General features: G+C 66.1%; 28 protein-coding genes. 5 read left to right on the top strand and 23 right to left on the bottom strand.

Translation table 11 applies throughout. The features are described from left to right. Positions 1-50 precede the first annotated feature (50 nt). A complete protein-coding gene (locus tag OHB26_RS25480) occupies positions 51-644 on the top strand; it encodes a TetR/AcrR family transcriptional regulator (protein WP_330179774.1) in 594 nt (197 codons plus the stop codon). Positions 645-651: 7 nt separating this feature from the next. Here the strand turns inward: OHB26_RS25480 and OHB26_RS25475 are convergent, their stop codons facing one another. From OHB26_RS25475 to OHB26_RS25465, 3 genes are read right to left on the bottom strand one after another with little or no spacing between them, the layout of a single operon-like run. Beyond that, positions 652-1770 (bottom strand): serine hydrolase domain-containing protein, encoded by a 1119-nt coding sequence (locus OHB26_RS25475; protein ID WP_330179773.1) that lies wholly within the window; start codon positions 1768-1770, stop codon positions 652-654. A 7-nt stretch (positions 1771-1777) separates the two neighbouring features. Continuing rightward, positions 1778-2638, bottom strand: a complete 861-nt coding sequence (locus OHB26_RS25470) for a helix-turn-helix domain-containing protein (protein WP_330185783.1) — start codon at positions 2636-2638, stop codon at positions 1778-1780. 51 nt (positions 2639-2689) lie between these two features. Then, complete coding sequence (locus tag OHB26_RS25465) at positions 2690-3115, bottom strand: hypothetical protein (protein ID WP_330179772.1); 426 nt, start codon at positions 3113-3115, stop codon at positions 2690-2692. Positions 3116-3376: 261 nt separating this feature from the next. Between OHB26_RS25465 and OHB26_RS25460 the strand changes: the two genes are divergently transcribed. Continuing rightward, entirely contained in the window at positions 3377-4549 is a 1173-nt protein-coding gene (locus tag OHB26_RS25460; RefSeq protein WP_330179771.1) for a Rieske 2Fe-2S domain-containing protein, read from the top strand. Between the two features lie 49 nt (positions 4550-4598). Then, positions 4599-4967 (top strand): MerR family transcriptional regulator, encoded by a 369-nt coding sequence (locus tag OHB26_RS25455; RefSeq protein WP_330179770.1) that lies wholly within the window; start codon positions 4599-4601, stop codon positions 4965-4967. Positions 4968-4970: 3 nt separating this feature from the next. On the opposite strand, the gene OHB26_RS25450 is transcribed toward OHB26_RS25455, so the two are convergent. Next, on the bottom strand, positions 4971-5120 hold the full coding sequence (locus tag OHB26_RS25450) for a hypothetical protein (RefSeq protein WP_330179769.1): 150 nt from the start codon (positions 5118-5120) through the stop codon (positions 4971-4973). 72 nt (positions 5121-5192) lie between these two features. Continuing rightward, on the bottom strand, positions 5193-5633 hold the full coding sequence (locus tag OHB26_RS25445; protein ID WP_330179768.1) for a MarR family winged helix-turn-helix transcriptional regulator: 441 nt from the start codon (positions 5631-5633) through the stop codon (positions 5193-5195). A gap of 83 nt (positions 5634-5716) precedes the next feature. On the opposite strand from OHB26_RS25445, the gene OHB26_RS25440 reads away from it, so the two are divergent. After that, entirely contained in the window at positions 5717-6091 is a 375-nt protein-coding gene (locus OHB26_RS25440; RefSeq protein ID WP_330179767.1) for a cupin domain-containing protein, read from the top strand. Between the two features lie 34 nt (positions 6092-6125). After that, a complete protein-coding gene (locus tag OHB26_RS25435; protein WP_330179766.1) occupies positions 6126-6500 on the top strand; it encodes a cupin domain-containing protein in 375 nt (124 codons plus the stop codon). 17 nt (positions 6501-6517) lie between these two features. Here OHB26_RS25435 and OHB26_RS25430 read toward each other — a convergent pair whose 3' ends face one another. The 18 genes from OHB26_RS25430 to thrS form a co-directional block, all read right to left on the bottom strand. After that, positions 6518-7387, bottom strand: coding sequence for an MHYT domain-containing protein (locus OHB26_RS25430; protein ID WP_330179765.1), 870 nt, complete (start codon positions 7385-7387; stop codon positions 6518-6520). 771 nt (positions 7388-8158) lie between these two features. After that, positions 8159-9061 (bottom strand): pyridoxal 5'-phosphate synthase lyase subunit PdxS, encoded by a 903-nt coding sequence (pdxS, locus tag OHB26_RS25425; protein WP_330179764.1) that lies wholly within the window; start codon positions 9059-9061, stop codon positions 8159-8161. 448 nt (positions 9062-9509) lie between these two features. Continuing rightward, positions 9510-10061: an alkaline shock response membrane anchor protein AmaP gene (locus OHB26_RS25420; protein ID WP_330179763.1), complete on the bottom strand. Its 552-nt coding sequence runs from the start codon at positions 10059-10061 to the stop codon at positions 9510-9512. Then, on the bottom strand, positions 10062-10598 hold the full coding sequence (locus tag OHB26_RS25415) for a DUF6286 domain-containing protein (protein WP_330179762.1): 537 nt from the start codon (positions 10596-10598) through the stop codon (positions 10062-10064). It abuts the gene before it with no gap. Next, positions 10595-10936, bottom strand: a complete 342-nt coding sequence (locus OHB26_RS25410; RefSeq protein ID WP_330179761.1) for an Asp23/Gls24 family envelope stress response protein — start codon at positions 10934-10936, stop codon at positions 10595-10597. Before OHB26_RS25410 ends, OHB26_RS25415 begins: the two co-directional genes overlap by 4 nt. Then, positions 10933-11121: a hypothetical protein gene (locus OHB26_RS25405; RefSeq protein WP_330179760.1), complete on the bottom strand. Its 189-nt coding sequence runs from the start codon at positions 11119-11121 to the stop codon at positions 10933-10935. The genes OHB26_RS25410 and OHB26_RS25405 overlap by 4 nt, the downstream gene beginning before the upstream one ends. 24 nt (positions 11122-11145) lie before the next feature. Next, the gene (locus OHB26_RS25400) at positions 11146-11619 is read right to left on the bottom strand and encodes an Asp23/Gls24 family envelope stress response protein (protein ID WP_330179759.1); all 474 of its coding nucleotides are present in this window, start codon (positions 11617-11619) and stop codon (positions 11146-11148) included. A gap of 16 nt (positions 11620-11635) precedes the next feature. Continuing rightward, on the bottom strand, positions 11636-11932 hold the full coding sequence (locus tag OHB26_RS25395) for a hypothetical protein (RefSeq protein ID WP_330179758.1): 297 nt from the start codon (positions 11930-11932) through the stop codon (positions 11636-11638). Further along, complete coding sequence (locus OHB26_RS25390; protein WP_330179757.1) at positions 11929-12297, bottom strand: Asp23/Gls24 family envelope stress response protein; 369 nt, start codon at positions 12295-12297, stop codon at positions 11929-11931. The genes OHB26_RS25395 and OHB26_RS25390 overlap by 4 nt, the downstream gene beginning before the upstream one ends. Beyond that, complete coding sequence (locus tag OHB26_RS25385) at positions 12294-12884, bottom strand: Asp23/Gls24 family envelope stress response protein (protein ID WP_330179756.1); 591 nt, start codon at positions 12882-12884, stop codon at positions 12294-12296. Before OHB26_RS25385 ends, OHB26_RS25390 begins: the two co-directional genes overlap by 4 nt. Continuing rightward, positions 12875-13435 carry an RNA polymerase sigma factor gene (locus OHB26_RS25380; protein WP_330185782.1) on the bottom strand — a complete coding sequence of 187 codons (561 nt, stop codon included), beginning with the start codon at positions 13433-13435 and terminating at the stop codon, positions 12875-12877. Before OHB26_RS25380 ends, OHB26_RS25385 begins: the two co-directional genes overlap by 10 nt. Positions 13436-13588: 153 nt before the next feature. Next, on the bottom strand, positions 13589-14257 hold the full coding sequence (locus tag OHB26_RS25375) for a hypothetical protein (RefSeq protein WP_330179755.1): 669 nt from the start codon (positions 14255-14257) through the stop codon (positions 13589-13591). A 455-nt stretch (positions 14258-14712) separates the two neighbouring features. Beyond that, on the bottom strand, positions 14713-15753 hold the full coding sequence (locus tag OHB26_RS25370) for an NUDIX hydrolase (RefSeq protein ID WP_330185781.1): 1041 nt from the start codon (positions 15751-15753) through the stop codon (positions 14713-14715). Then, complete coding sequence (locus OHB26_RS25365; RefSeq protein ID WP_330179754.1) at positions 15753-16877, bottom strand: glycosyltransferase family 4 protein; 1125 nt, start codon at positions 16875-16877, stop codon at positions 15753-15755. The genes OHB26_RS25370 and OHB26_RS25365 overlap by 1 nt, the downstream gene beginning before the upstream one ends. Continuing rightward, positions 16874-17893, bottom strand: a complete 1020-nt coding sequence (locus OHB26_RS25360) for a phosphatidylinositol mannoside acyltransferase (RefSeq protein WP_330179753.1) — start codon at positions 17891-17893, stop codon at positions 16874-16876. The genes OHB26_RS25365 and OHB26_RS25360 overlap by 4 nt, the downstream gene beginning before the upstream one ends. Continuing rightward, positions 17890-18558, bottom strand: coding sequence for a phosphatidylinositol phosphate synthase (gene pgsA, locus OHB26_RS25355; RefSeq protein ID WP_330179752.1), 669 nt, complete (start codon positions 18556-18558; stop codon positions 17890-17892). Before pgsA ends, OHB26_RS25360 begins: the two co-directional genes overlap by 4 nt. An 80-nt stretch (positions 18559-18638) precedes the next feature. After that, a complete protein-coding gene (locus OHB26_RS25350) occupies positions 18639-19211 on the bottom strand; it encodes an HIT family protein (protein WP_330185780.1) in 573 nt (190 codons plus the stop codon). Between the two features lie 136 nt (positions 19212-19347). Beyond that, on the bottom strand, positions 19348-21420 hold the full coding sequence (gene thrS / locus OHB26_RS25345; RefSeq protein ID WP_330179751.1) for a threonine--tRNA ligase: 2073 nt from the start codon (positions 21418-21420) through the stop codon (positions 19348-19350). Positions 21421-21539 lie beyond the last annotated feature (119 nt).

The following is a 21539-nucleotide window of genomic DNA, read 5'->3' as shown; positions in this document are numbered from 1 at the left end:
TTCCTATTGGTCTTAGGTTCCGCCTTATCGGCCATAGGACGGAGGTCGGCATGTCACCGAGAGCCGGATTGACCACCGAGCGAGTTGTCACCGCTGCCGCGGAGCTCGCCGATGAGATCGGGTTCGAGAAGCTCACCCTCTCCGCGCTCGCCCGACGATTCGGCGTGAAGGACCCGAGTCTGTATGTGCACGTGCGCAATCTGCATGATCTGCGGGTGCGAGTGGCACTGCTGGCCAGCGTCGAGTTGAACGAACGCATCGCCGCGGCCGTGGTCGGCAGGTCGGGCAAGGACGCGCTGGTGGCGTTCGCCAACGCGTACCGGGCCTACGTACTCGAATACCCCGAACGCTATGCGGCGACCCAGATTCGGATGGATCCCGCCGAGGTGGCGGCCGAACCCGCGCTGGTGCGCAGTATCGAGTTGACCACGGCCATCCTGCGCGGCTACGGCTTGGGCGAATCCGAGGGGCTGGACGCGGCTCGCCTGCTACGCAGCACATTCCACGGATTCGCCACCCTCGAGGCCGCGGGCGGTTTCGCCCACTCTCGCTCCCCCGGGGAATCCTGGCCGCATATCGTCGACGCACTGCATGCCACACTGTCGAACTGGCCGACCTACCCGCGACAGCAGTCGGCCTCCTAGCGTGGATTCATCGCGACAGCGCGAGCTGGATGAAGCCCTGCAGTGCTGCATCGATGGGGTGGGGTTGTGGACGGCCTCCAGCGCCGAGTCGATTCCAGCGTTGCAGGTTCACCGCGACGGACATCTGCCTGGCGCCGTCGGCGCTGGTCAGCGAGATCGCGCCGCCGCCCCAGACGGAACCGTCATGGCCCCAATGGATTCCGGATCCCGGGATGATCATCTTGTGCAGGCCGAGGCCGTAGTCGATGGTCTTGCCCTCGAAGGAGATGACCGGGCCGGTGCGCCGCATCTGCTCGAGGGATGAGCGGCTGATGATCTCACCCGACAGGAGCAGGCCGAAGAAGCGGTTCAGGTCCGCGACAGTTGAGATCAGCGACGCCGACGGTCCGACGAACGACATGTCGAAGACGCTGAAATCGCGCGGCGGGTCGATCATGCCGAGCCATGCCTCGTAGTGCAGCGAGTGCGGTCCGGTGATGTGCGACCCCTCCGGGAGCTCGGTATCACGCAGTCCGGCGGGCTCGATGACATCGCGGGTGATGCATTTCTCCGCGGCGGCGCCGGTGATCAGCTCCAGAAGTTGGCACAGCAGCAGGTAATTGGTATTCGAGTAGACGCCGGGTCTGCCGCCCGGGGAACCGGAGGCGGGCGCGGAGACGCCCAGCTCGATCAGTTCGGTCGGATGGAATGTGGTGAACCGGTTGTCATCCAGGCTCTGGGGCGTCGTCTTCGCCAGATCGGGGAAGGCCGCGAGGGAGGGGTAGGCGTACGGGAGATATTCGGCGAGTCCGCTGGTGTGGTTGATCAACATTCGGACCGTGATCGCCGCGCCCCGCTCGCCCGGAACCAGTCGCGGCAGGTAGTGACCGATAGGCGTGTCGAGGTCTATTTCGCCGTTGTCGACCTGCCGCAGTACCGCGGCGGCGGTGAAGGTCTTGGTAATGCTGCCGACCCGGTGCCGCATATCGGCGGTGACCGGGCGGCCGGTGGCCAGATCGGCGACTCCGGCCGCACCGCACCAGGTTTGGTCGTTATCGCGCACCTCGGCGAAGAGTCCGGGCATACCCGCGGCATGGACGTTCGCCAGGGCGGTCTGTAGTTTTTCGGGATCAAGAGTGGTTGTCATGCGACCACTATCGAACGGCGGGTTCCGCCCGGTATTGGAAGAATTTCCCCCATGCCCGATAGCGATACCGGGAGATGGCGGGCTGATAGGCGGCCGACAGCGCACGCGGCGTGCGGTCCGCGAATATCGAGACATCCCGGCACAGATGAGCCTGATCGGTGTATCCGCTCTCGATCGCCACGTCGGCGGCGGGCCGTCCCGCCAGCAATCCGTCGACCGCGTACCGGAATCGAACCAGCATCGCCGCGCGTTTGGGTGCCAGCCCGATCTGCGATTCGAACCGCGCGCCCAACCGCTTATGACTCCACCCGACGTCCTCGGCGAGCTCGCCGATTCGCACCTGGCCATGCGAGCGCAGTATTCGATTCCAGCCCGACAGCACTTCCGGATCAGGCGCGCGCATCGGCCGCTCCCCCTGCGTCAGAAACGATTTCGTCAATGCGAACCGGTCATCCCAGCTCCGGCTCTCCGCGAGTCGCGCACGCAGCCGCTGCACCCGCGACCCCCAGAGCTCCTCGAGACCGACAGCGCCCCGGCCCAAATCGGTAGGGGCGATGCCCAAAAGCGAATACGCCCGCAGCGGCGAGAGCCGGACCTCGACGCACTCGGCCCGCTCGCTGCGCACGCACATGGCCTCCACCGGCAATCCGACAACGAATCCGCCCGAGGTCCGCCGCCCCACCGCATCATCGACGATCACCTCACGATCCCCGAACCCGATCAGCACGGTGATCGCCGCCGTTCCGGCCACCTGAAGCCCAAGCCCCGACCCGCACAGGTCCCGATACCCGATCATCGCCCCGCCGAGTGCCGCATCGGCCACACCGGCGAAATCCCAGCCCGCCCCGGACCCACAAGCCAAGTCCATCTCTCCCACCCGTCCAGGCTACGGAATACGCCCCGCCGGGATCCGAACTGCTCACGACCCCCAGTTGATATCCCAGACCCCGTCCGCACCGAGTTCAATGCCCTCGAAGAACACGTGATGCACATCGATCCCGCCGAACCAGCTCGTCCGATGCCGCGTCACCCGCTCGGTCTCCGCCACCGCGGCGAGCAATTCACCAACGCTGAACCACTCTCCGTTGGGAGCGCGATGCGTCACAGCATCCCCCTCACCCCGCAGAGTTACCTCCGCTTCCATCAGCGCGGGCTCGCGAAGTTCATCAGCGGTCAGCTCCCGAAACTCCTCCGCCTGCCAAACCTGAACCACGAGACGGAGTTCCACCACTTCGGCGGTGGAGGTCGCCCGCTGATTCGATAGACCCTCGAGAGCGTCCTCGGTCGGCTCGGTGAGCCCGATATCCAAGTGCCCGGAGAGACCGTTGAAGAATTCAAGCGACATGGACGAAAGGTACCGACAGCCACCGACATGTCGCTCCGCGACGCCGTGGGACGACTCCCCGGCCGAGCACGTCATTCGACGGATTCCGCTCCGTCCGAGCCGGTCGCGCGGTGCGGTTCGTGGCGCACGAACCCCTCGGCGATCTAGAACGTGTTCTCATTGCAAATTTTGGACTATTACTGCTTTAAATCGCGGTTTCCACTCGCCATGCCCGCCCACATTTTGTAACGTGTTCTAGTACACCATTCAGGGAGGAACATCATGACAGCCACACCCCGGACCCGGAGTACGAAGATCCGCGAGATCGATGTGGGTTCCGCGCCCACGAGGTACGCACGCGGATGGCACTGCCTCGGATTGGCCCGGTCGTTCCGCGACGGCAAGCCGCACCCGGTCTCCGTCTTCGGGACCAAGCTGGTCGTATTCGCCGACAGCTCAGGAGAATTGCGAGTCCTGGACTCGTACTGCCGCCACCTCGGCGGCGATCTGAGCATGGGTGAGATCAAGGGTGATTCGATCGCCTGCCCGTTCCACGACTGGCGGTGGGGCGGCGACGGCAAGTGCACCGGGATCCCCTACGCCAAGCGGGTCCCGCCGCTGGCGCGGACGCGGGCCTGGATCACATTGGAGCGCAACGGACAACTCTTCGTCTGGCATGACCACGAGGGGAACCCGCCGCCGGACGAGGTGACCATCCCCTATATCGAAGGCCCGTACACCGATGCCGACGGCAAGGGCACCGAGACGCTCGACGGCGGCTGGACCGAGTGGACCTGGAACTCGATGCTCATCGAGGGGGCCAACTGCCGCGAGATCATCGACAATGTCGTGGATATGGCGCACTTCTTCTACATTCACTACGCCTATCCGACGTACTTCAAGAATGTGCTGGAGGGGCATATCGCCACCCAGTTCCTGGAGTCCAGGGCGCGCCCGGATATCGGGATGGCCACCAAGTACGGCGGTGACGCGCTGCTGAAATCCGTTGCCGCGTACCATGGTCCGTCGTACATGATCAATCCGCTGACCAATATCTACAGCGGGTTCGAGGTCGAGAGCGTCTTCATCAACTGCCACTATCCGGTCACGCAGGATTCGTTCATGCTGCTGTGGGGCATGACCATGCGCAAGCCCGACGGTGTCGACGACAAGACCGCGAATCGGCTGGCACACAGAATGACCGAGGGTATCGGTGAGGGCTTCCTGCAGGATGTGGAGATCTGGAAGCATAAGTCCAAGATCGACAATCCGCTCTTGACCGAGGAGGACGGGCCGGTTTACCAGCTGCGCCGCTGGTACGACCAGTTCTATGTGGATGTCGCCGATATCGATCCTAAGATGGTGCGGCGCTTCGAATTCGAGGTCGACACCAGCAGAGCCAATGAAGCCTGGGAGGCCGAGGTCGCCGAGAACATGCGGCAGAAAGCCGAGTAACCCTCACAAGCATGTGAGGGTCGGCCCGTCGTGAATTAGATTGATCGGTATGCGAATCGGGGAGCTGTCGCGGCGCACGGAGACCTCTCCGCGCCTGCTGCGCTACTACGAGGAGCAGGGGCTGATCGTCGCCAGCCGCTGCGCCAACGGGTATCGGGATTACGACGAGGCGTATGTCGACCGGGTACTGCAGATCCGCGGTCTGCTGGCCGCGGGGCTGCCCACCCGGATCATCAAACAGATCCTGCCCTGTCTGAACGGGCCGCGCGCGATCCACTTCGACAATCCGACGCCCGAGATGCTCGCCACGCTCGAACAGGAGCGCGATCGGATGACCGCGCGCATCGGCTGCCTGCAACGCAATCGCGATGCTGTCGCCGAATATGTCGCGGCCGTGCGCCGCCAGCAGGCCGGCTGAGCTTCAGCGGCTCAGCCTGGTCTCGCGCTCCATATACGAGAGCTTCTCGGCATTGCGGACCGCGTAGCGGCCGATGAGCCGACCGTCGTCGATGCGCAGGCCGATCACGGTGTCGAGTCGCCCTCCCTGTTCACTGTCGACAGTGTCGGGCACAAGATGCCGCCCGTCCGCAGGCTGTGACATCGCATGGTCGTGTCGGTCGTCACGAACCTGCTGCGCCCGCCTTCACAGCGGCCGAAAGGTCTGCTCCGCACCGGAATCCGCGCTGATGATCTCGCTCAGCACGGCCCGCACCGTGGCGACCTGATCCGCGCCGACGCGGGCGATCAGCTCACGCTCGTACTCGGCGTGGAAGGTGCGCACCGTCTCGAGCATGTCCCGGCCTCGATCGGACAGGTGCAGCAGTTTGGCGCGCTTATCGCCGGGATCGGCGCGGCGCTCCACATACCCGTGCCGCACCATTTCGTCGACGACTTTGGCCGCACCCTGCGCGGTGATTCCCAGCCGCTCCCCCAATTGACTTGCGGTGAGCGCGTTCTCGGCCAGCGTGCGCAGTACATAGCCGTAGGACGCGCCGAGCACGCGATGGCCGCGCTCGGCCAGATGCGCGTGCAGTTGCCGGACGAACGCCTGATACGACTGCCCGAGCAGGACACCGAAATCCATCCTTGACTCCCTTCCCGCCAATATGTTCAACTCTAGTTGAGCACCATAGTTGAACACCTTGGTTGAATACTAGGAGACACAGCATGCCACTCGTCAAAGCCGCCGACGCCCCGGTCTTCGAAGGCCCCCTCATGACCGCGGTCGGCCTGGCCGCACCGAGCCGGGGCTCGACCGAGAACAGCGTGTGGCGGTTCACCCTGCATGCGGGCAATCCCGGTCACGCACACGCGGTTTCGCGGGAGGAGATCTTCATCGCACTCTCCGGACAGGCCCGCGCCACCCTCGCGGGTGAGACCTTCGACTTCCGGGCGGGCGACGCCCTGGTGATTCCGGCCGACACGGTCTTCCACGTCTGGGTGCCCGGTGACGAACCCTTCGAAGCCGTCGCGATCCTGCCGGTCGGGGCCTACGCGCAGGCTCCCGGCGGTGACCGGGTCAGCCCGCCCTGGGCCCAATAGTCCACGCACACCACAGATTTCACAGGAGAGAGTCATGCCGCACATCCCCGCCGAGACCGCACCCCGCTTCGAGAACGATCACGCGAGCTTCGTCGGCTTGGCCGCGCCCAGCCGGGGCTCCGCGGAGAACTCCGCGTGGCGGCTCACCATCAAGCCCGGGGTGGACGCCCCGCCGCACGCCCTCGATCGAGAGGAGATCTTCATCGCGCTCTCCGGTTCGATGAATGTCACCATGGACGGCGAAACCTTCACCGTCACAGCGGGAGACGCGCTCATCGTCCCCGCCCACCAGCAATTCGCCATGGCCAATCCGAGCGAGGAACCATTCGAGGCCGTGGTGGTGCTACCGGTCGGCGGCCAAGGGCTGATCCCCGGCCAACCGCCGGTCATCGCCCCCTGGGCACGCTGATCCCCGACTCACTGAGATCAGCGCCGATGACGTGGGTCTACACGGTGCGGATCGAACTTCTCGGTCGGGAAATCGTCGGCGCGGAACTTGGGCAGGGGCGGGAGTTCGGTGTGGTTGCTGGGCCAGAAGCGGCTGGCGTATTGGCCACGGATTCGACTCAGGTCGGGTTCGTCTATCTCGGTGATGCCGACCTGGAAGAGCATGATCATGGTGACCATGCTGACCGCGATAATGAGCGGGGTCAGGAGTTGGTTGGCCTGTGCGCCCGAGGGGGCGTGCATATGCTCGGCCACGTGGGCGTGCATGGCGAACATGCCGGTGTAGTGCATGCCGGACACCGCGATTCCCATGATCACGGCCGCGCCGATGGTGGCGGCCAGACCGTGGACATGCAGGGCGAACCAGAGGGCGGCGGTGGCGGCGACAATCGCGATCACCAGCGAGAGCAGCACCACCCACGGGTCGTACTGCACGGAGACATCGGTTTTCATGGCGTACATACCGGCGTAGTGCATGGCGGCCACACCCAAGCCGGTGATCGCGCCACCGGTGATCAGGGCGAACCATTCACCACCGTGCCGATGCACCACGATCGAAAGACCAAGCCAGACAACGCCCATGGCGATCAGGGCGCTCAACACGGTCACCGGAACGTCGTAGCGGATAGTGGCATTGGACACCGAGAAGCCGAGCATGGCGATGAAATGCATAACCCAGATTCCGGTGCCGCCCAACGCGATCGCACCGGTGATGATCCAGCCGCGATGCCCGTTCTGGGCACGAGCTCGGACCATGCAGCGCAATGCCAGCAATGAGCCGATGACGGACATGAGATACGCGAGCGTGGGGGTCAACCAACCATAGGTGAACTGGTCGATTTCCAGCATGCGGGCTCCTAGCCAGAGACTGCGCGTCGACGGACGTATGGGCGACTGTGGCGAACAGTAGCCAGAAAACACCAGGTAGTAAATTTGCCGCAGCACAATCCGAAAAAGTAGCCAAGGTTTGCTGGAGCACGATTCCGCAGGCAAACCGGTATGTGACCCAGCGCACAACACCTTCCGGCAGCACGTATGCGCTCCTTGACGCGCAGCCCGCCCCAGCAACCCGCCCGATAGCGCTGCCGCACAGTCCCGTTCGGAAGATCGCGAGACGGTTGGCCCAGTTCTTCAGATAGGCGAGGGAGGTGGAGGTCGGGGCAGGACGAGGCGGCGCCGCGCTCCGGATCGGCGAAATGTGGTTCGCTCAACCGCATTCCGTAGGAGAACTCGGCTACGGACGGATCACAGACCGGATACCGCACGACGCCTTCGCCCGGCACCGGGGACAGGTATGCGGCAGACCTTTGGCCGCGCGGACGTCCTCGGTCGGCGGTTCGGCGGGGACCACCTGGGTGGGCTGCCACGGGCCGTGCCTGAACTCCTCCCGAGGCGGGGCGGTCACGACCACTCCCCCTTTCTCGTCGACCCAGCCGGCGTCCACGGATTCGTCGCTGTCGAAGACGACGAATTCCCTTTCCACGGAAAGTATTTCGTAGGCGGTTCCAATGCCGCCGCGTCGCGGGAGCTTTCGCGCTCCGAACCGGAGGCGAAGCGAAAAAACCGCCGGGCGGTCCCGAAAGGACCACCCGGCGGTGCGAATTCGATTCGCGGAGCCGATTACCAGCCGCGCTCGGCGAGACGGTGCGGCTGCGGGATCTCCTCGACATTGATACCGACCATGGCCTCACCCAGACCGCGAGAGACCTTGGCGAGCACATCCGGGTCATCGTGGAAGGTGGTGGCCTTGACGATGGCGGCGGCACGCTGGGCCGGGTTGCCGGACTTGAAGATGCCCGAGCCGACGAAGACGCCCTCGGCGCCGAGCTGCATCATCATGGCGGCGTCGGCGGGGGTGGCGATACCACCGGCGGTGAACATGACGACCGGGAGCTTGCCGGTCTCGGCGACCTCACGAACCAGCTCGTACGGGGCCTGCAGCTCCTTGGCGGCGACGAAGAGCTCATCCGCTGAGAGCGAGGTCAGGCGACGGATCTCACCGCGGATGGTGCGCATATGGGTGGTGGCGTTGGAGACGTCACCGGTGCCGGCCTCACCCTTGGAGCGGATCATGGCCGCGCCCTCGGTGATACGACGCAGCGCCTCACCCAGGTTGGTGGCGCCACAGACGAAGGGAACGGTGAAGTTCCACTTGTCGATGTGGTTGGCGTAATCAGCGGGGGTCAGCACCTCGGACTCGTCGATGTAGTCGACACCGAGCGACTGGAGGATCTGCGCCTCGACGAAGTGACCGATACGAGCCTTGGCCATGACCGGGATGGAGACGGCGGAGATGATGCCGTCGATCATGTCCGGATCCGACATGCGGGAGACGCCGCCCTGGGCGCGGATATCGGCGGGCACGCGCTCGAGGGCCATGACGGCGACGGCACCGGCATCTTCGGCGATCTTGGCCTGCTCGGCATTGACGACGTCCATGATCACACCGCCCTTCAGCATCTCGGCCATGCCGCGCTTGACGCGGGCGGTGCCGATGGAGGGGGTGGTGTCGGACGTGGTCACGGCAAACTCCTGATCATCTGGGCAAATAGAATCGCTCGGGATCGAACACCATGATTCTAGGCCCAGCGATCAGGCCACTTCATAGCCAGTCGGACACGACTGGACTGCTCGTGGTTTACACCTGTAAGCCGGATCACAGCGTACGGCTATCGCGCCGCAACAGGAGACAGCCGCAGCACCGAATCCATCCGCCGAGATTGAACTCAGGGATTGGTGGTATTCAGCGGATTGATCACCAGCATGGTCGCCCAGTACTGAGCCGCGGACTCGCCCAGGTACGGGACCAGAAAGTCGTAGAGCACATAAGACACGAAATCCATCACCTTCCACACTTGGTCCACCGCATACGCGCCAAACCGCCTCGACCCTAACCGAGATGCTTCATCCCCACATCCCGATCAGGTGTATGCCCCGGCGACCGCCGCCGGAAACCCTCGGCAACCGGATTTCATTCGGCGAAACGCAACTCCATGGAAAGTGGGACGACCTCGACCTCCAGGGCCGCACGCAGGCGGGGTACCGCCTCGGCGAGGATGCGCCGGCGCAGGGCGGTGAGGTCGGAGCCCGGCTCGGCGGTGATGATGAGGTGCAGGTCCGGGGAGCGGGCGGGGCCGGTCAGCACCGCCGAGGCCGAGCGGACCTGGGTGTAGCGCTCGATATCGGCGGAAACCGCTTGCGCGGCAATGGAAGAGGGCAGCAGGGTGGCGCCCGCCGAACCGTCGGTGGCGAGCTCCCATTCGACGGCGCGGGGCAGCCGGAAGACCTGGGTGAGCAGCCAGCGCAGGCACAGCAGGCCCACGACGACGGCTCCGGCCACGATGACCACCAGCGCCCAACTCGGCGGGGCACCGGTTCCGGGCACGAGCGGGGCCCCGGAGTCGATCCAGCCGAGTCGATCTCGGTTCGCGGCGATCACATAGCCACCGGTAGCCAGTAGCAGCAGACCCGCGAAGGCCAGCACCGCCCGGTTCAGCCGCGCGGGCCGATTGAGCTCGTTCATCTAGCTCTCCCCTCGCCGATGCGATCGCAGTCGGGTGCGCACCGTCGCGCGCCGTGCCGGTGCGATTCGGTCCAGTGCGCCGGTGACGGCCTCGCGCATCGCGGTGTCCAGTCCGGCGGTCTCGGCGCGACCGGTACGTGCGGAGACTCGAATCTTCTTGTCACCCAGCCGGACCCGGGGAGACTCGACACCGTGCACCGATACCGCGGCGCGGCGCAGATCGGCGCGCAGACTGCGGCGCGCGATACCCGCCGGGCTGTCTCCCAGTTCGTCCAGGGCCACCACGACCGGGCGGCCGGGCAGTACCGCGATCAGCAGCAGCACCAGTCCGGCGGCGGCGATCGCCATGCCCGCCCCGAGCACAATCCCGTCACTCCAGTGCGCACCGTGCAGGCGACCCGCCAGCGCGTCGTACGAGACCAACTCCGAACGGCCGACAAGCCTTCCGGTCAGCGAGATCACCGCCACGACACAGAGGGCGAGTACCGTCAGCGCGAGCAGTACCGCCGGGACAACGCGGCGCGGGCGGCGGATCACAACACTCTCCGCGCACCGGAATCACCTGTCGCCGAAGATGATTCGACGACCATTGCCGAGATCTCGATATCCAGCCCGGTCACCGTCACCCCGGTCAGCTCATTCATGCGGCGCATCAGATGGCCGCGGCACTGCTCCGCGATCCGGGCCACCGGCAGCGGATACCGAATCGGCAACCGCACCACCAGCACCGCCGAATCGCCCGTCACCCGGGCATCCACGCCGACCCCGGACTCCACCCCGTCGACCTCCCGGGCGGCCCGCGCGGCGATACGCTGCACGGCGCGCTCACTCACCGTCGTCCGACCCGCGGGTTCGAGCACGACGGCGGCGGTCATCGTCGGCCCCGGTCCCGGGCCGATCGCAGCAATCCGGACAGGTCGATCTCACCGTCGAGCCAGCGCCCGGCCACCAGTCCCAGCCCGGCGAAGACCAGCACGATGGCGAAGGCGCCCAAACCGCCGAAGGCGGCGGCGAATCCGAGCGCGAGACCGACGGCCAGGCAAATCGATGTGGCGTTCATCTGCGACTCCTCTGCGAGGGGGTCTTACTGGACGCGGGTGGCGGCGGCGGGAGCGTCGTCGTCCTCGGGGATGTAGACGTCATTGATATTGATATTGACCTCGACGACCTCGAGCGCGGTCATCTGCTCGATCGCGGCGATCACACTGCGCCGGATCTGCCGCGCCAATTCGGCGATGGCGACGCCGTATTCGACGACGATCTCCAGATCGACCGCGGCCTGGGTCTCCCCCACCTCGACCGAAACACCCTGTCCCACACTGGCGGAGGCCCCGGGAATGCGATCGCGGATGGCGCCGAACGCGCGTGCCGCACCGCCACCGAGATCGTGCACACCGCGCACATTGCGCGCGGCCAGGCCCGCGACCTTCTGCACCACGATATCGGCGATGCTGGTGGTGCCCTGCTCACTCTGCAATTCGCTCTTCGCCGCGGACGCGGGCTTGCCGTTGTCGGCGGACGAATCGCTCTTGCTCTTATCGGTTGCGGTTGCGGTCATCTCTGCCTCCTGATACTCAATCGGTTTCGAAAGCGGACGCGGCGAGCCGGGTGACCACCATGCGGATGGTCGCACCGGCCCACGGGGTATCCGCCAGCAGTGGTTCGACGGCTTCGGCGAGCCGCCCGAGGAGCGTCTTGAGTGGTAAAGCCGTTGCGACAACCCGGATTTCGACAATCCCGGTGCCGAGTTCGATGGCGGTGGAGCGGCCGGGCCAGCGCACGCCGTCGGCGACCGAGGACTCCAGCCCCAGCCCCTCCAGGGCCGAGACCGCTCCGGCGATCTTGTCGATCAGCTCGCCCGACGCTTTCACCGCGCCTCCGGTTCGATATCGACGATGGTCACCGAGACTTCGTCGACGCGGACGCCGGTCTGTTCGCGCACCGTGCGCACCACGGCGTGCTGCACCGCGGTCCCGATCGTCCCGGCATGGCGTTCGGCGGCGATCGCGATCTCCAATTCGACCGCGAGGGAGCCACTGTCGCGTTGCATGCGCACGCCTTTGGTGGAGGCGATCTCGTAGCCGGTCCACAATTGTCTGCCCGCGCGGGTGAGCGCGGTGACCAGTCCGCGCAGTCCGTGTTCCACCCGCACCACCCCGGGTACCGCCGCGGCGGCATGGGCGGCGACGCTGGCGACCACCTGATCCGCGACGATCAACTCGGTGCGGGCGCTCATCGACCGCCCTCCTGGTAGACGTCCACGATCGCGATGTCGAGCCGCCCGACCAGCAGTCCCGTCCGCGCGGAGGCGGCGGCGGTGACGGCCTCGCGGACCTTGGGCACCAGCCCTTGCACGCCATCGCCATTGACCTCGACAGCAATGGTCATCGAGATGTGCACGACGGTCTCACCGTCGGGCCCGACCCCGACCGACCGCATCCGGCAGCGCCGCGCCCGTACCCCGGGCACACTGTCCGCCGCGTAGCGCAGCACCACCGCCACGGCCTGCTCGCTCACCGCGACCGAGCCCGCGTGCGGGGTCGGCAACCCCAGCGCTTGACCACGCCGCAGCTCCGAGCGGACCGCGGACATGATGCGCTCGACCAGATCCGAGGGCGGTGGATCGGGTTCGTCGATCAACTCCTGGGTCGCGGTGCGCAGCCCCAGCAGGCTGTCGCGTGCGGTCCGGCAGTGGATACAGCTCGCCTCGTGCGCATCGCCGCCACCGTTCTGCACAGTGTCCAGGCGATCCCACACGCTGTCCAGACCACGACCGCAGGGCAGCAGGTACTCCTGCTCGGTGTTGGTATCGATCACCGCCATGGCTTCATCACCTCCGCCAATTGGGCGCGGGCCCGCGCGATCCGACCGCGTACCGCGGTGGCGTTCGCGCCGACGATCTCGCCGATCTCCTCATAACCGCGCCCGTGCACCTCGCGCAGCAGCCAGCAGGCCCGCTGTTCGGGGGTGAGTTCGCGCAGCGCCACGGTCAACGCCTCCAGTTGGCTGTTGACCTGTACCGCGTGCTCGGGCCGGGTCTCGGTGCGCGGTGATTCGGTGGCATCGGGATCGATATCGGCCGGGCGTTGCCGCGAACGCAGCAGATTCAGGCAGCGATTGGTGGTCATGCGGTAGAGCCAGCCCGCGAAGGCGGCGTCATCCTGCAATTGGCCGATGCGACGCCAGGCGGTCAGGAACACCTCCTGCACGATGTCCTGCGCCTCGGCCCGATCGTCCAGCATGCGCGAGGCCAGCCGGAACATCTGCCCCTCGTAGCGCAGCACCAGCTGTTCGAAGGCGCGAATATCGCCGTCACGCACACGGGCGGCCAGGGTGGCATCGTCGGGCGTGATCGTGAGTGCCGCCTCGGGCATGGGCACAGCACCTCCTCATCGCTTCGAAGAGATAGACACCGGCGGTCGGAGATCCTCACGAAGCAGTATGAGTGATGGTTGTCTCAAAGGTTGCCGCGTGACGAATCGCCGAGCCGGAGTGTCCTTCTCGTATGCGTGAGGTGTGCCCGGTGATCAGCCGAGCGAGTACACGTATCGACTGGTCGGTACCAGATCGAGATCCAGATGCGCGCCGAAGCGGACGACGCTCTCCATCATGAGGGTGACCCGGCGCTGTAGTTCGGCATCGTCATCGCCCGCACCGTAGAAGGCGTGTGCGCTGGTCATGGCCGCCATGGGGAACAACTCCTCGACGAGGGCGTCGACGCGCCGACCGTCGGTGATCGCCTCCAGCACGGTGTTCTGCACATAACCGAAGGTGTCCTGGGTGTCGATGGCGACCGGGGTGTGCAGATCGTGCCAGCGGTGCAGCCACTCCTCGCGGGTCAGATCGGCCGGGATACGCAGTAGCGCGAAGTTCGCCAGCGCATCGGCGCGGACACCGTTCGCCACCTTGGGCGGGACGATCGGGGTGCGTTCGTCGACGATCCAGCCGTTCACCTCATCGGCCACCGAGCCCAGGGCCGCGGTGACCGCTTCATGCCCGCCACGGGTGCGCACGCTGACGATCGCGTCGATGGGCTGTTCGTAGGTGGTGTGCCGGACCTGTGCGGGCGCGACATCGGAATCGCGGACGTTCACCTGGAACTCGGCCGCCCCGATATCGGTCAGCCGGTGCCGCAGTTCGGCGGCGTGCAGCCGCTCATCCAGATCCGCTCCCCACAGGGCGTACATCAGCTTCATCGCGCGTCCTTCACCTATCTCCGTTGACCGGCTCACCGTAGCCAAAGGACGCCGTAACGGCCGGGCGTTTCGGCACACCCGTCCCATCCAGCGGACCGGCGCGGGTTCGGGACGGATTTCGGGATGTGATGCCGTTCACATCCGGCCGGTCAAACACCTATTTTTATTTTTCGGCGAAATTCGTGAAACACATCCGGGTTTGCGACTGATTAACCGAGTATCCGCGCCCCGCGGAAAGATCGAAAGGAAAGAAATCATGTTGCTCGCACTCATCGGCGCATTCGGCGTCGGCGCCGCCCTTGCAGTAGCCGGCTTCCTCGCTGGACTGGGCGTAATCATCTGAGCCAGCACGCGCACCGGGTGCGGAGAAACATTCTCTCCGACCCCACAGAGCTCGAACGCCACCCGCGGTAACAACAGTTACCAGAGGTGGCGTTCGGCGTGTGTGCGAATTGTCAGCGGATGGAACGCACTTCCGGATCGGTCTCACCGTCCGCGGCGGTAATCGCCTCGCTGAGCAGCTGATCCAGGTGGTAGGGGTACACCGTCTCCCCCGCATGGTCCAGGGCCGCGATATCGGCCGGGGTACACCACTTATTACCGGTGATGGAGCGCCGCTCGATGAAATCGAGTTTGGCCGGATTGGGTTCGAAGTTCTTTGCCCGCAGCGCGAAGAACAGTTCTTCCGAGCGAATCAGCTCGCCATTGAATGGAAACACCGCGACGCGCCGCCACAGTGGACCGCGCAGTGCGGAAGAGTCTGCGGGATAGCCGGTTTCTTCATAGAGTTCGCGGATCGCGGCTTCGCGCAATGATTCCCCGGGATCGACGCCGCCGCCGATGGTGAACCAGAATTCGATGTCCGGGACTTTCGGATCACGACCGCGCAGCAGCAGTACGCGATTCTCCTCATCGAGCAACACAATTCGCGCCGAGGTGCGCACCGTATCGACCTCGAGCCCGGTAGAGGCCGCGGCCGTTACCCGTTCGGCGATCTCGAAATAGGTCGGCAGCGGTGCGGTACCGCCCAGGTGCAGGATGCGCACCAGGCGGCGGGTGCGCAGCGCGAGGGTGTCGCGGACCGCGTCATTGTGGAAGCGGCGGGCGATCAGCACGCGGGCCTCGGCATCCGCGAGTTCGGCCACCAATTGCGGTGGCAGCTCATCGATATCGACCGCGGAAAGCACCGCGGCCAGCTGGTTTTCCACGGTTTCGCGGTCCTGCCATTCGGCCCGCTCGGCCCGGTCGGCGAAGAGCGCCAAGCGCCGGGCCTGTTCGATATGTTCGGGTTCGGCATCCACGCCGAGCATGGCGGCGACCGAACGCGCCACCACCGAGCGCCGGGCCAGCGCGGCGTCGAGGGCGTGCCGGGCCTGATCGGTGCGTACGTGCAGGCGGTCCAGGCGATTGGCGGTGGTGTACGCCCAGACACCGATGGTGATGACAACGGCCGCGATTAGGGCGAGAACCAGAATCGTGGTGGCGGAGAAAGTGATCATCCGGCGGTCCGCACACGCATATCGCCGACGGTGACGGTTTCGTAGACGCGCAGGATCTGCTCCGCCACGACCGGCCAATCATATTCGCCGACAACCTGATTCGCGGTGCGGATGAGCTCGTCGCGGCGACCGGCGTCGGTCAGCACGGTATCGAGCGCCTGCGCCAGCAGCGCCGAATCCCCGACCGGCACCAGCATGCCCGCGGTGCCGTCACGCAGCACGCGGCGGAAGGCGTCGAGATCGCTGGCGACCACGGCGGTTCCGGCGGCCATCGCCTCGACCAGCACGATGCCGAAGCTCTCGCCGCCGAGGTTGGGTGCGCAGTAGACATCGGCGCTGCGCATGGCCGATGCCTTCTCCTGATCCGACACCTGCCCGAGAAAGCGCAGGTGCGAGGCGTTTTCACCGGCTTCGCGGCGCAGCCGCTCCTCATCGCCGCGTCCGACGATCAGCACCTGGATATCCGGATGGCGGCGCACCAGTTCGGGCAGCGCGCCGAGCAGGACGTCCATCCCCTTGCGTGGTTCGTCATAGCGGCCCAGGAACAGCACGGTGCCGCCCGCGCGGGGATAGCCCGCCAGCAGCGGGGCGTGCGCGAAGGCGGGAACATCGACGCCGTTGGGGATTTCGACCGCATCCCCGCCGAGCGCCTCCACCTGCCAGCGGCGCGCCAGTTCCGAGACCGCGATCCGGCCGCTGATCTTCTCGTGGTACGGCCGCAGCACGCCCTGAAAAGTGCTGAGCACCAACGATTTCGTAGTCGAGGTGTGGAAGGTCGCCACGATCGGGCCCTCGGCGATCTTCAGCGCCAGCATGGACAGGCTGGGCGCGTTCGGTTCGTGAATATGCAGCACATCGAAGTCGTTCTCGGCGATCCAGCGGCGAATCCGCGTATACGCGGTGGGGCCGAAGGACAGTCGCGCCACCGAACCGTTGTACGGAATCGCGACCGCACGACCGGCCGAGACCACATAGTCGGGCAGCGGGGTGTCATCGGCGGCGGGTGCGAGCACGCTCACCTTGTGTCCGCGCTCGATGAGCACCTGTGCGAGTTCGACGACATGCGCCTGCACCCCGCCCGGAACGTCGAACGAATACGGGCAGACCATGCCGATTCTCATAGCGCGCCGTCTCCCCTGTGCCCGTTGGCGCTGGTCTGCGCGCCGGGCTGCTGCTGATTCCCCATGCTGTGCTGTACCGCGGCGATGCGATCGAGTCGCGACTGCGACAAATCACTCTCCCACAGCGGCTGCAACATGTGCCAGTCGGCCGGATGTTCGGCGATATTGGCCGCGAATCGGTCCGCCAGCAATTGGGTTGCCGCGGCCGCGCCGCCCGAAACATCGAGGGGCGCTTCGGTCTCGAAGCCCCAGCCTTCGCGGCCCTGCGCGTCGACGGTGTTCCAGCAGTGCACCGGGATGAGCGCCGCACCGGTTTCGATGGCCAGTTTGGCGGCACCGGCGGGCATCCAGGTGCGCTCGCCGAAGAAGTCGACGGGGACGCCCTTGCCGGTGAGATCGCGCTCGCCCATCAGGCAGACCACGCGGTTCTGCCGCAGTCGCTCGGCGAGCTGCGGGAACGGCGGCTGTTCACCGCCGGTGAGCGGGAAGACCTCGAAGCCCAGACTCTGGCGATACGCCATGAAGCGCTCGAACAGCGACTCCGGTTGCAGCCGTTCGGCGACGGTGGCGAAGGTGCCGTGGTTCTGCACCAACCACACCCCGGCCATATCCCAGTTTCCCGAGTGCGGCAGCACCGCCACGGCACCGCGACCGGCGGCCAGCGCGGCCTCGAGATGCTCGACCTCATTGACGAAGAGCCGACCCGAGCGCACCATCTCCGCGTGATCCATACCGGGCAGCCGGAACGCCTCGCGCCAATAGCGGGCGTAGGACCGCATACTCGCGCGGACCAGATCGTCGGGCACCTGCTCGGGCGTCGTGCCGATCACCCGGGCGAGGTTGCGCCGCAATTGATTCGGCTCACCGGCCCGCGCCTTGCGATTCATCTTGCGGGCCGCGGCATCGGCTCCGGCGTCGAAACCCTTGCGCGCCATACCCTCGGGGAGTCCGCGCACCAGCGCCCAACCGGCCGCGTACGCCTTATCGGTCATCGCGGACGTGAAAGAGGTGCTCACCGCTGGGGTTCCTCCGGCTTCGCCACCGGGGCGATGATGTCGCGGGCGCCGGGCGAATTGCGCACGGCCAGCACCCGCTGGAAGACCGTGACAATGCTCAGCACCGCGAGAATGTAGATGGCCACATAGACCGCGTAGCTGAGCCACTCGATCTCGAAATATCCACCGATACCGGTGAATCCGGCGCCGACCAGGCCGATGACCAGCCGATCCGGGCGTTCGATGATGCCGCCGTCGGCCGAGAGTCCGCTGGCCTCCGCGCGCGCCTTGGCATAGGAGATGACCTGCGAGGTCACCAGCACCACCAGGGTCGCGGCGAACAGGATCTTGGAGTGCTCGTGGTAGACCGCCCACCACGCCAGACCGCCGAAGATCGCGCCGTCGGCCACCCGATCACAGGTGGCATCGAGCACGGCGCCGTATTTGGTGCCGCCACCGCGGGCGCGCGCCATCGCCCCGTCCAGCATGTCGAACATGACGAACAGCCAGATCACCATGGTTCCCCAGAACAGGTGACCCGAGGGGAACAGCGTCACCGCGGCCGCGATCGAGGCGGTGGTGCCGATGAGCGTCATCGCGTCCGGTGTGAGTCCGGTGCTCACCAGTGCTTTGCCCAGGGGCGCAGTCGCTTTGGCGAACGTCTCGCGACCGAAGAAGCTCAGCACGCTATTCGGATTCCTTCCGTACCCTGCGGGACACCCGCACCCGGTCGGCTCCGATGAGCCACTCCGCGATTGTCGCTCATCTATGCCTCCTTCCAGGCCTGCGCCAGTAGCGCCCGGGTCTCCCGGAGCAGCTGCGGCATTACCTTCACTCCGCCGACGACGGTAATGAAGTTCGCGTCGCCACTCCAGCGGGGCACGATATGTTGGTGCAGGTGATCGGCGAGTGAACCCCCGGCAACGCCACCGAGGTTCAATCCGACATTGAAGCCTTCGGGCCGCGAGACGCGCTTCATGACGCGAATCGCCTGCTGGGTGAAGGCCATCAGCTCGGCGCTCTCCTCCAGGGTGAGGTCCTCGAGGTTCGCCACGCGCCGGTAGGGCACGACCATCATGTGGCCGGGGTTGTACGGGTACAGGTTCAGTACCGCGTACACCCATTCGCCGCGCGCGATGACCAGGCCGTCCTCATCCGCCATCTCGGGGATGTCGGTGAAGGGGTGCCCGGTCTTCTTGGGTGCGTCGGCCGCGCGCTCCTCGCGTTCGGCCGCCGCGCCGGTGATGTAGGACATCCGGTACGGCGTCCAGAGCCGCTGCAACCGGTCCGGTTCCCCCGGGCCGCGGTCCACGATCGTCTGCGGACCCGAATCCCCCAGCCCCGCAGCGTCTTCGGTGAGGCCGCCGGGCGCAGTACGTTCGCTCACACTGTCTCCTCTGGGCGCGAGTGGAGGCCCTGCGTGGTTACGCGAGCAAGCGTGGGGAGGCGGAGCGGCGCCCCCGGGCCTTGACCACTCACGCCGCCCCGTTCGTCTTCTCGATACGGCTCGCGGTCGGAGACTCGTTCTCGCGGTGCGCGATCCATTCGATAATGGTGGAGACCGCCTCGGCGACCGGAACGCCGTTCACCTGGGTGCCGTCGCGGAAGCGGAAGCTGACCGCGCCCGCCTCCACATCCTTGGCACCGGCCAGGAGCATGAAGGGCACCTTCTGCGCGGTGTGGTTGAAGATCTTCTTCTGCATGCGGTCGTCACTGCGGTCGACCTCGGCGCGCACGCCCTGGGCGCGCAGCGATTCGATGACACCGTCCAGATGCTCGGCGAAGGTGTCGGCGACCGGGATGCCGACCACCTGCACGGGCGAGAGCCAGGCCGGGAACGCGCCCGCGTAATGCTCGGTGAGCACGCCGAAGAAGCGTTCGATGGAGCCGAAGAGCGCGCGGTGGATCATGACCGGGCGATGCTTCTGACCGTCCGCGCCGGTGTACTCCAGCTCGAAGCGTTCGGGCAGGTTGAAGTCCAGCTGGATGGTGGACATCTGCCAGGTACGGCCGAGCGCGTCCTTGGCCTGTACGGAGATCTTCGGGCCGTAGAAGGCCGCGCCGCCCGGATCCGGCACCAGGTCCAGGCCGGAGTCGGTGGCCACCTTGCGCAGGGTTTCGGTGGCCTCTTCCCACAGCTCGTCGGAGCCGACGAACTTCTTCGGATCCTTGGTGGAGAGCTCGAGGTAGAAGTCGTCGAGGCCGTAGTCGCGCAGCAGTGAGAGCACGAATTGCAGCGTGGAGGTCAGCTCCGCGTGCATCTGCTCCTTGGTGCAGTAGATGTGCGCGTCGTCCTGGGTCATACCGCGCACGCGGGTCAGGCCGTGCACGACGCCGGACTTCTCGTAGCGGTAGACCGAGCCGAATTCGAAGAGCCGCAACGGAAGTTCACGATAGGACCGCCCGCGCGAACGGAAGATCAGGTTGTGCATCGGGCAGTTCATCGGCTTGACGTAGTAGTCCTGGCCGGGCTTGCGCACGGTGCCGTCTTCGTTCAGTTCGGCGTCCAGGTGCATGGCCGGGAACATGCCCTCGCGGTACCAGTCCAGGTGGCCGGAGACCTCGAAGAGGTGGCCCTTGGTGATGTGCGGGGTGTTGACGAACTCGTAGCCCGCGGCGGTGTGGCGGCGGCGCGAGTAGTCCTCGAGCTCCTTGCGGATGATGCCGCCCTTGGGGTGGAACACCGGCAGGCCCGAACCCAGCTCATCGGGGAAGGAGAACAGGTCCAGCTCCAGGCCGAGCTTGCGGTGATCGCGCTTCTCGGCCTCTTCGAGCAGGCGCAGGTACTCGTCCTGGGCCTCGGTGGATTCCCAGGCGGTGCCGTAGATGCGCTGCAGATCCTCACGGCTCTGGTCACCGCGCCAGTAGGCGGCGGAGCTGCGGGTCAGCTTGAACGCGGGAATGTATTTGGTGGTCGGCAGGTGCGGGCCGCGGCAGAGGTCGGCCCAGATCTTCTCGCCGGTGCGCGGGTCCAGGTTGTCGTAGATGGTCAGCTCGTTCAGTTCAAGGTCACTGCCGCCGACCTCCATGACCTCCGGATCGTCGATACCCGATTTATCGGAGATGAGTTCGAGCTTGAACGGCTCGTTCGCCAGCTCGACGCGGGCGGCCTCGACATCGGTGACGCGACGCGAAAAGCGCTGCGCGCCTTTGATGATCTTCTTCATCCGGGATTCCAGCTTGGCCAGATCCTCCGGGGTGAAGGGGCGCTCGACCTGGAAGTCGTAGTAGAAGCCGTCCTTGATGAACGGGCCGATACCGAGCTTGGCGCCCGGGAACTCCTGCTGTACGGCCTGGGCCAGCACATGCGCGGCCGAGTGCCGGATGACGCTGCGGCCGTCCTCGGAGTCGGCGGTGACGGCCTCGACCTCGACATCGGTCTCGGGGGTCCAGGACAGATCCTTGAGGTTGCCCTCGTCATCCTTGACGACGATGACTGCGTTCGGCCCCTTGCTCGGCAGGTCGGCCTCGCGCACCGCGGCACCCGCCGTAGTCCCGGCCGACACCCGGACGAGGGCGACTGGGCTCTTCGGGGCAGTGGTGGTCACGGCTGTGCACTCCTTGGCATTGTCGTAGCGCGGGAAATTCCGCGATGTCTGGCCGGTCCATGCTATCGGCACGTCGATGACCGCGCGCCGATGGACCGGGCGCCGGGGTGTCAGCCCCG

The organism is Nocardia sp. NBC_01503 (genome assembly GCF_036327755.1).
Classification (GTDB): Bacteria; Actinomycetota; Actinomycetes; order Mycobacteriales; family Mycobacteriaceae; genus Nocardia.
This window is presented reverse-complemented; position numbering and strand designations above follow the sequence as displayed.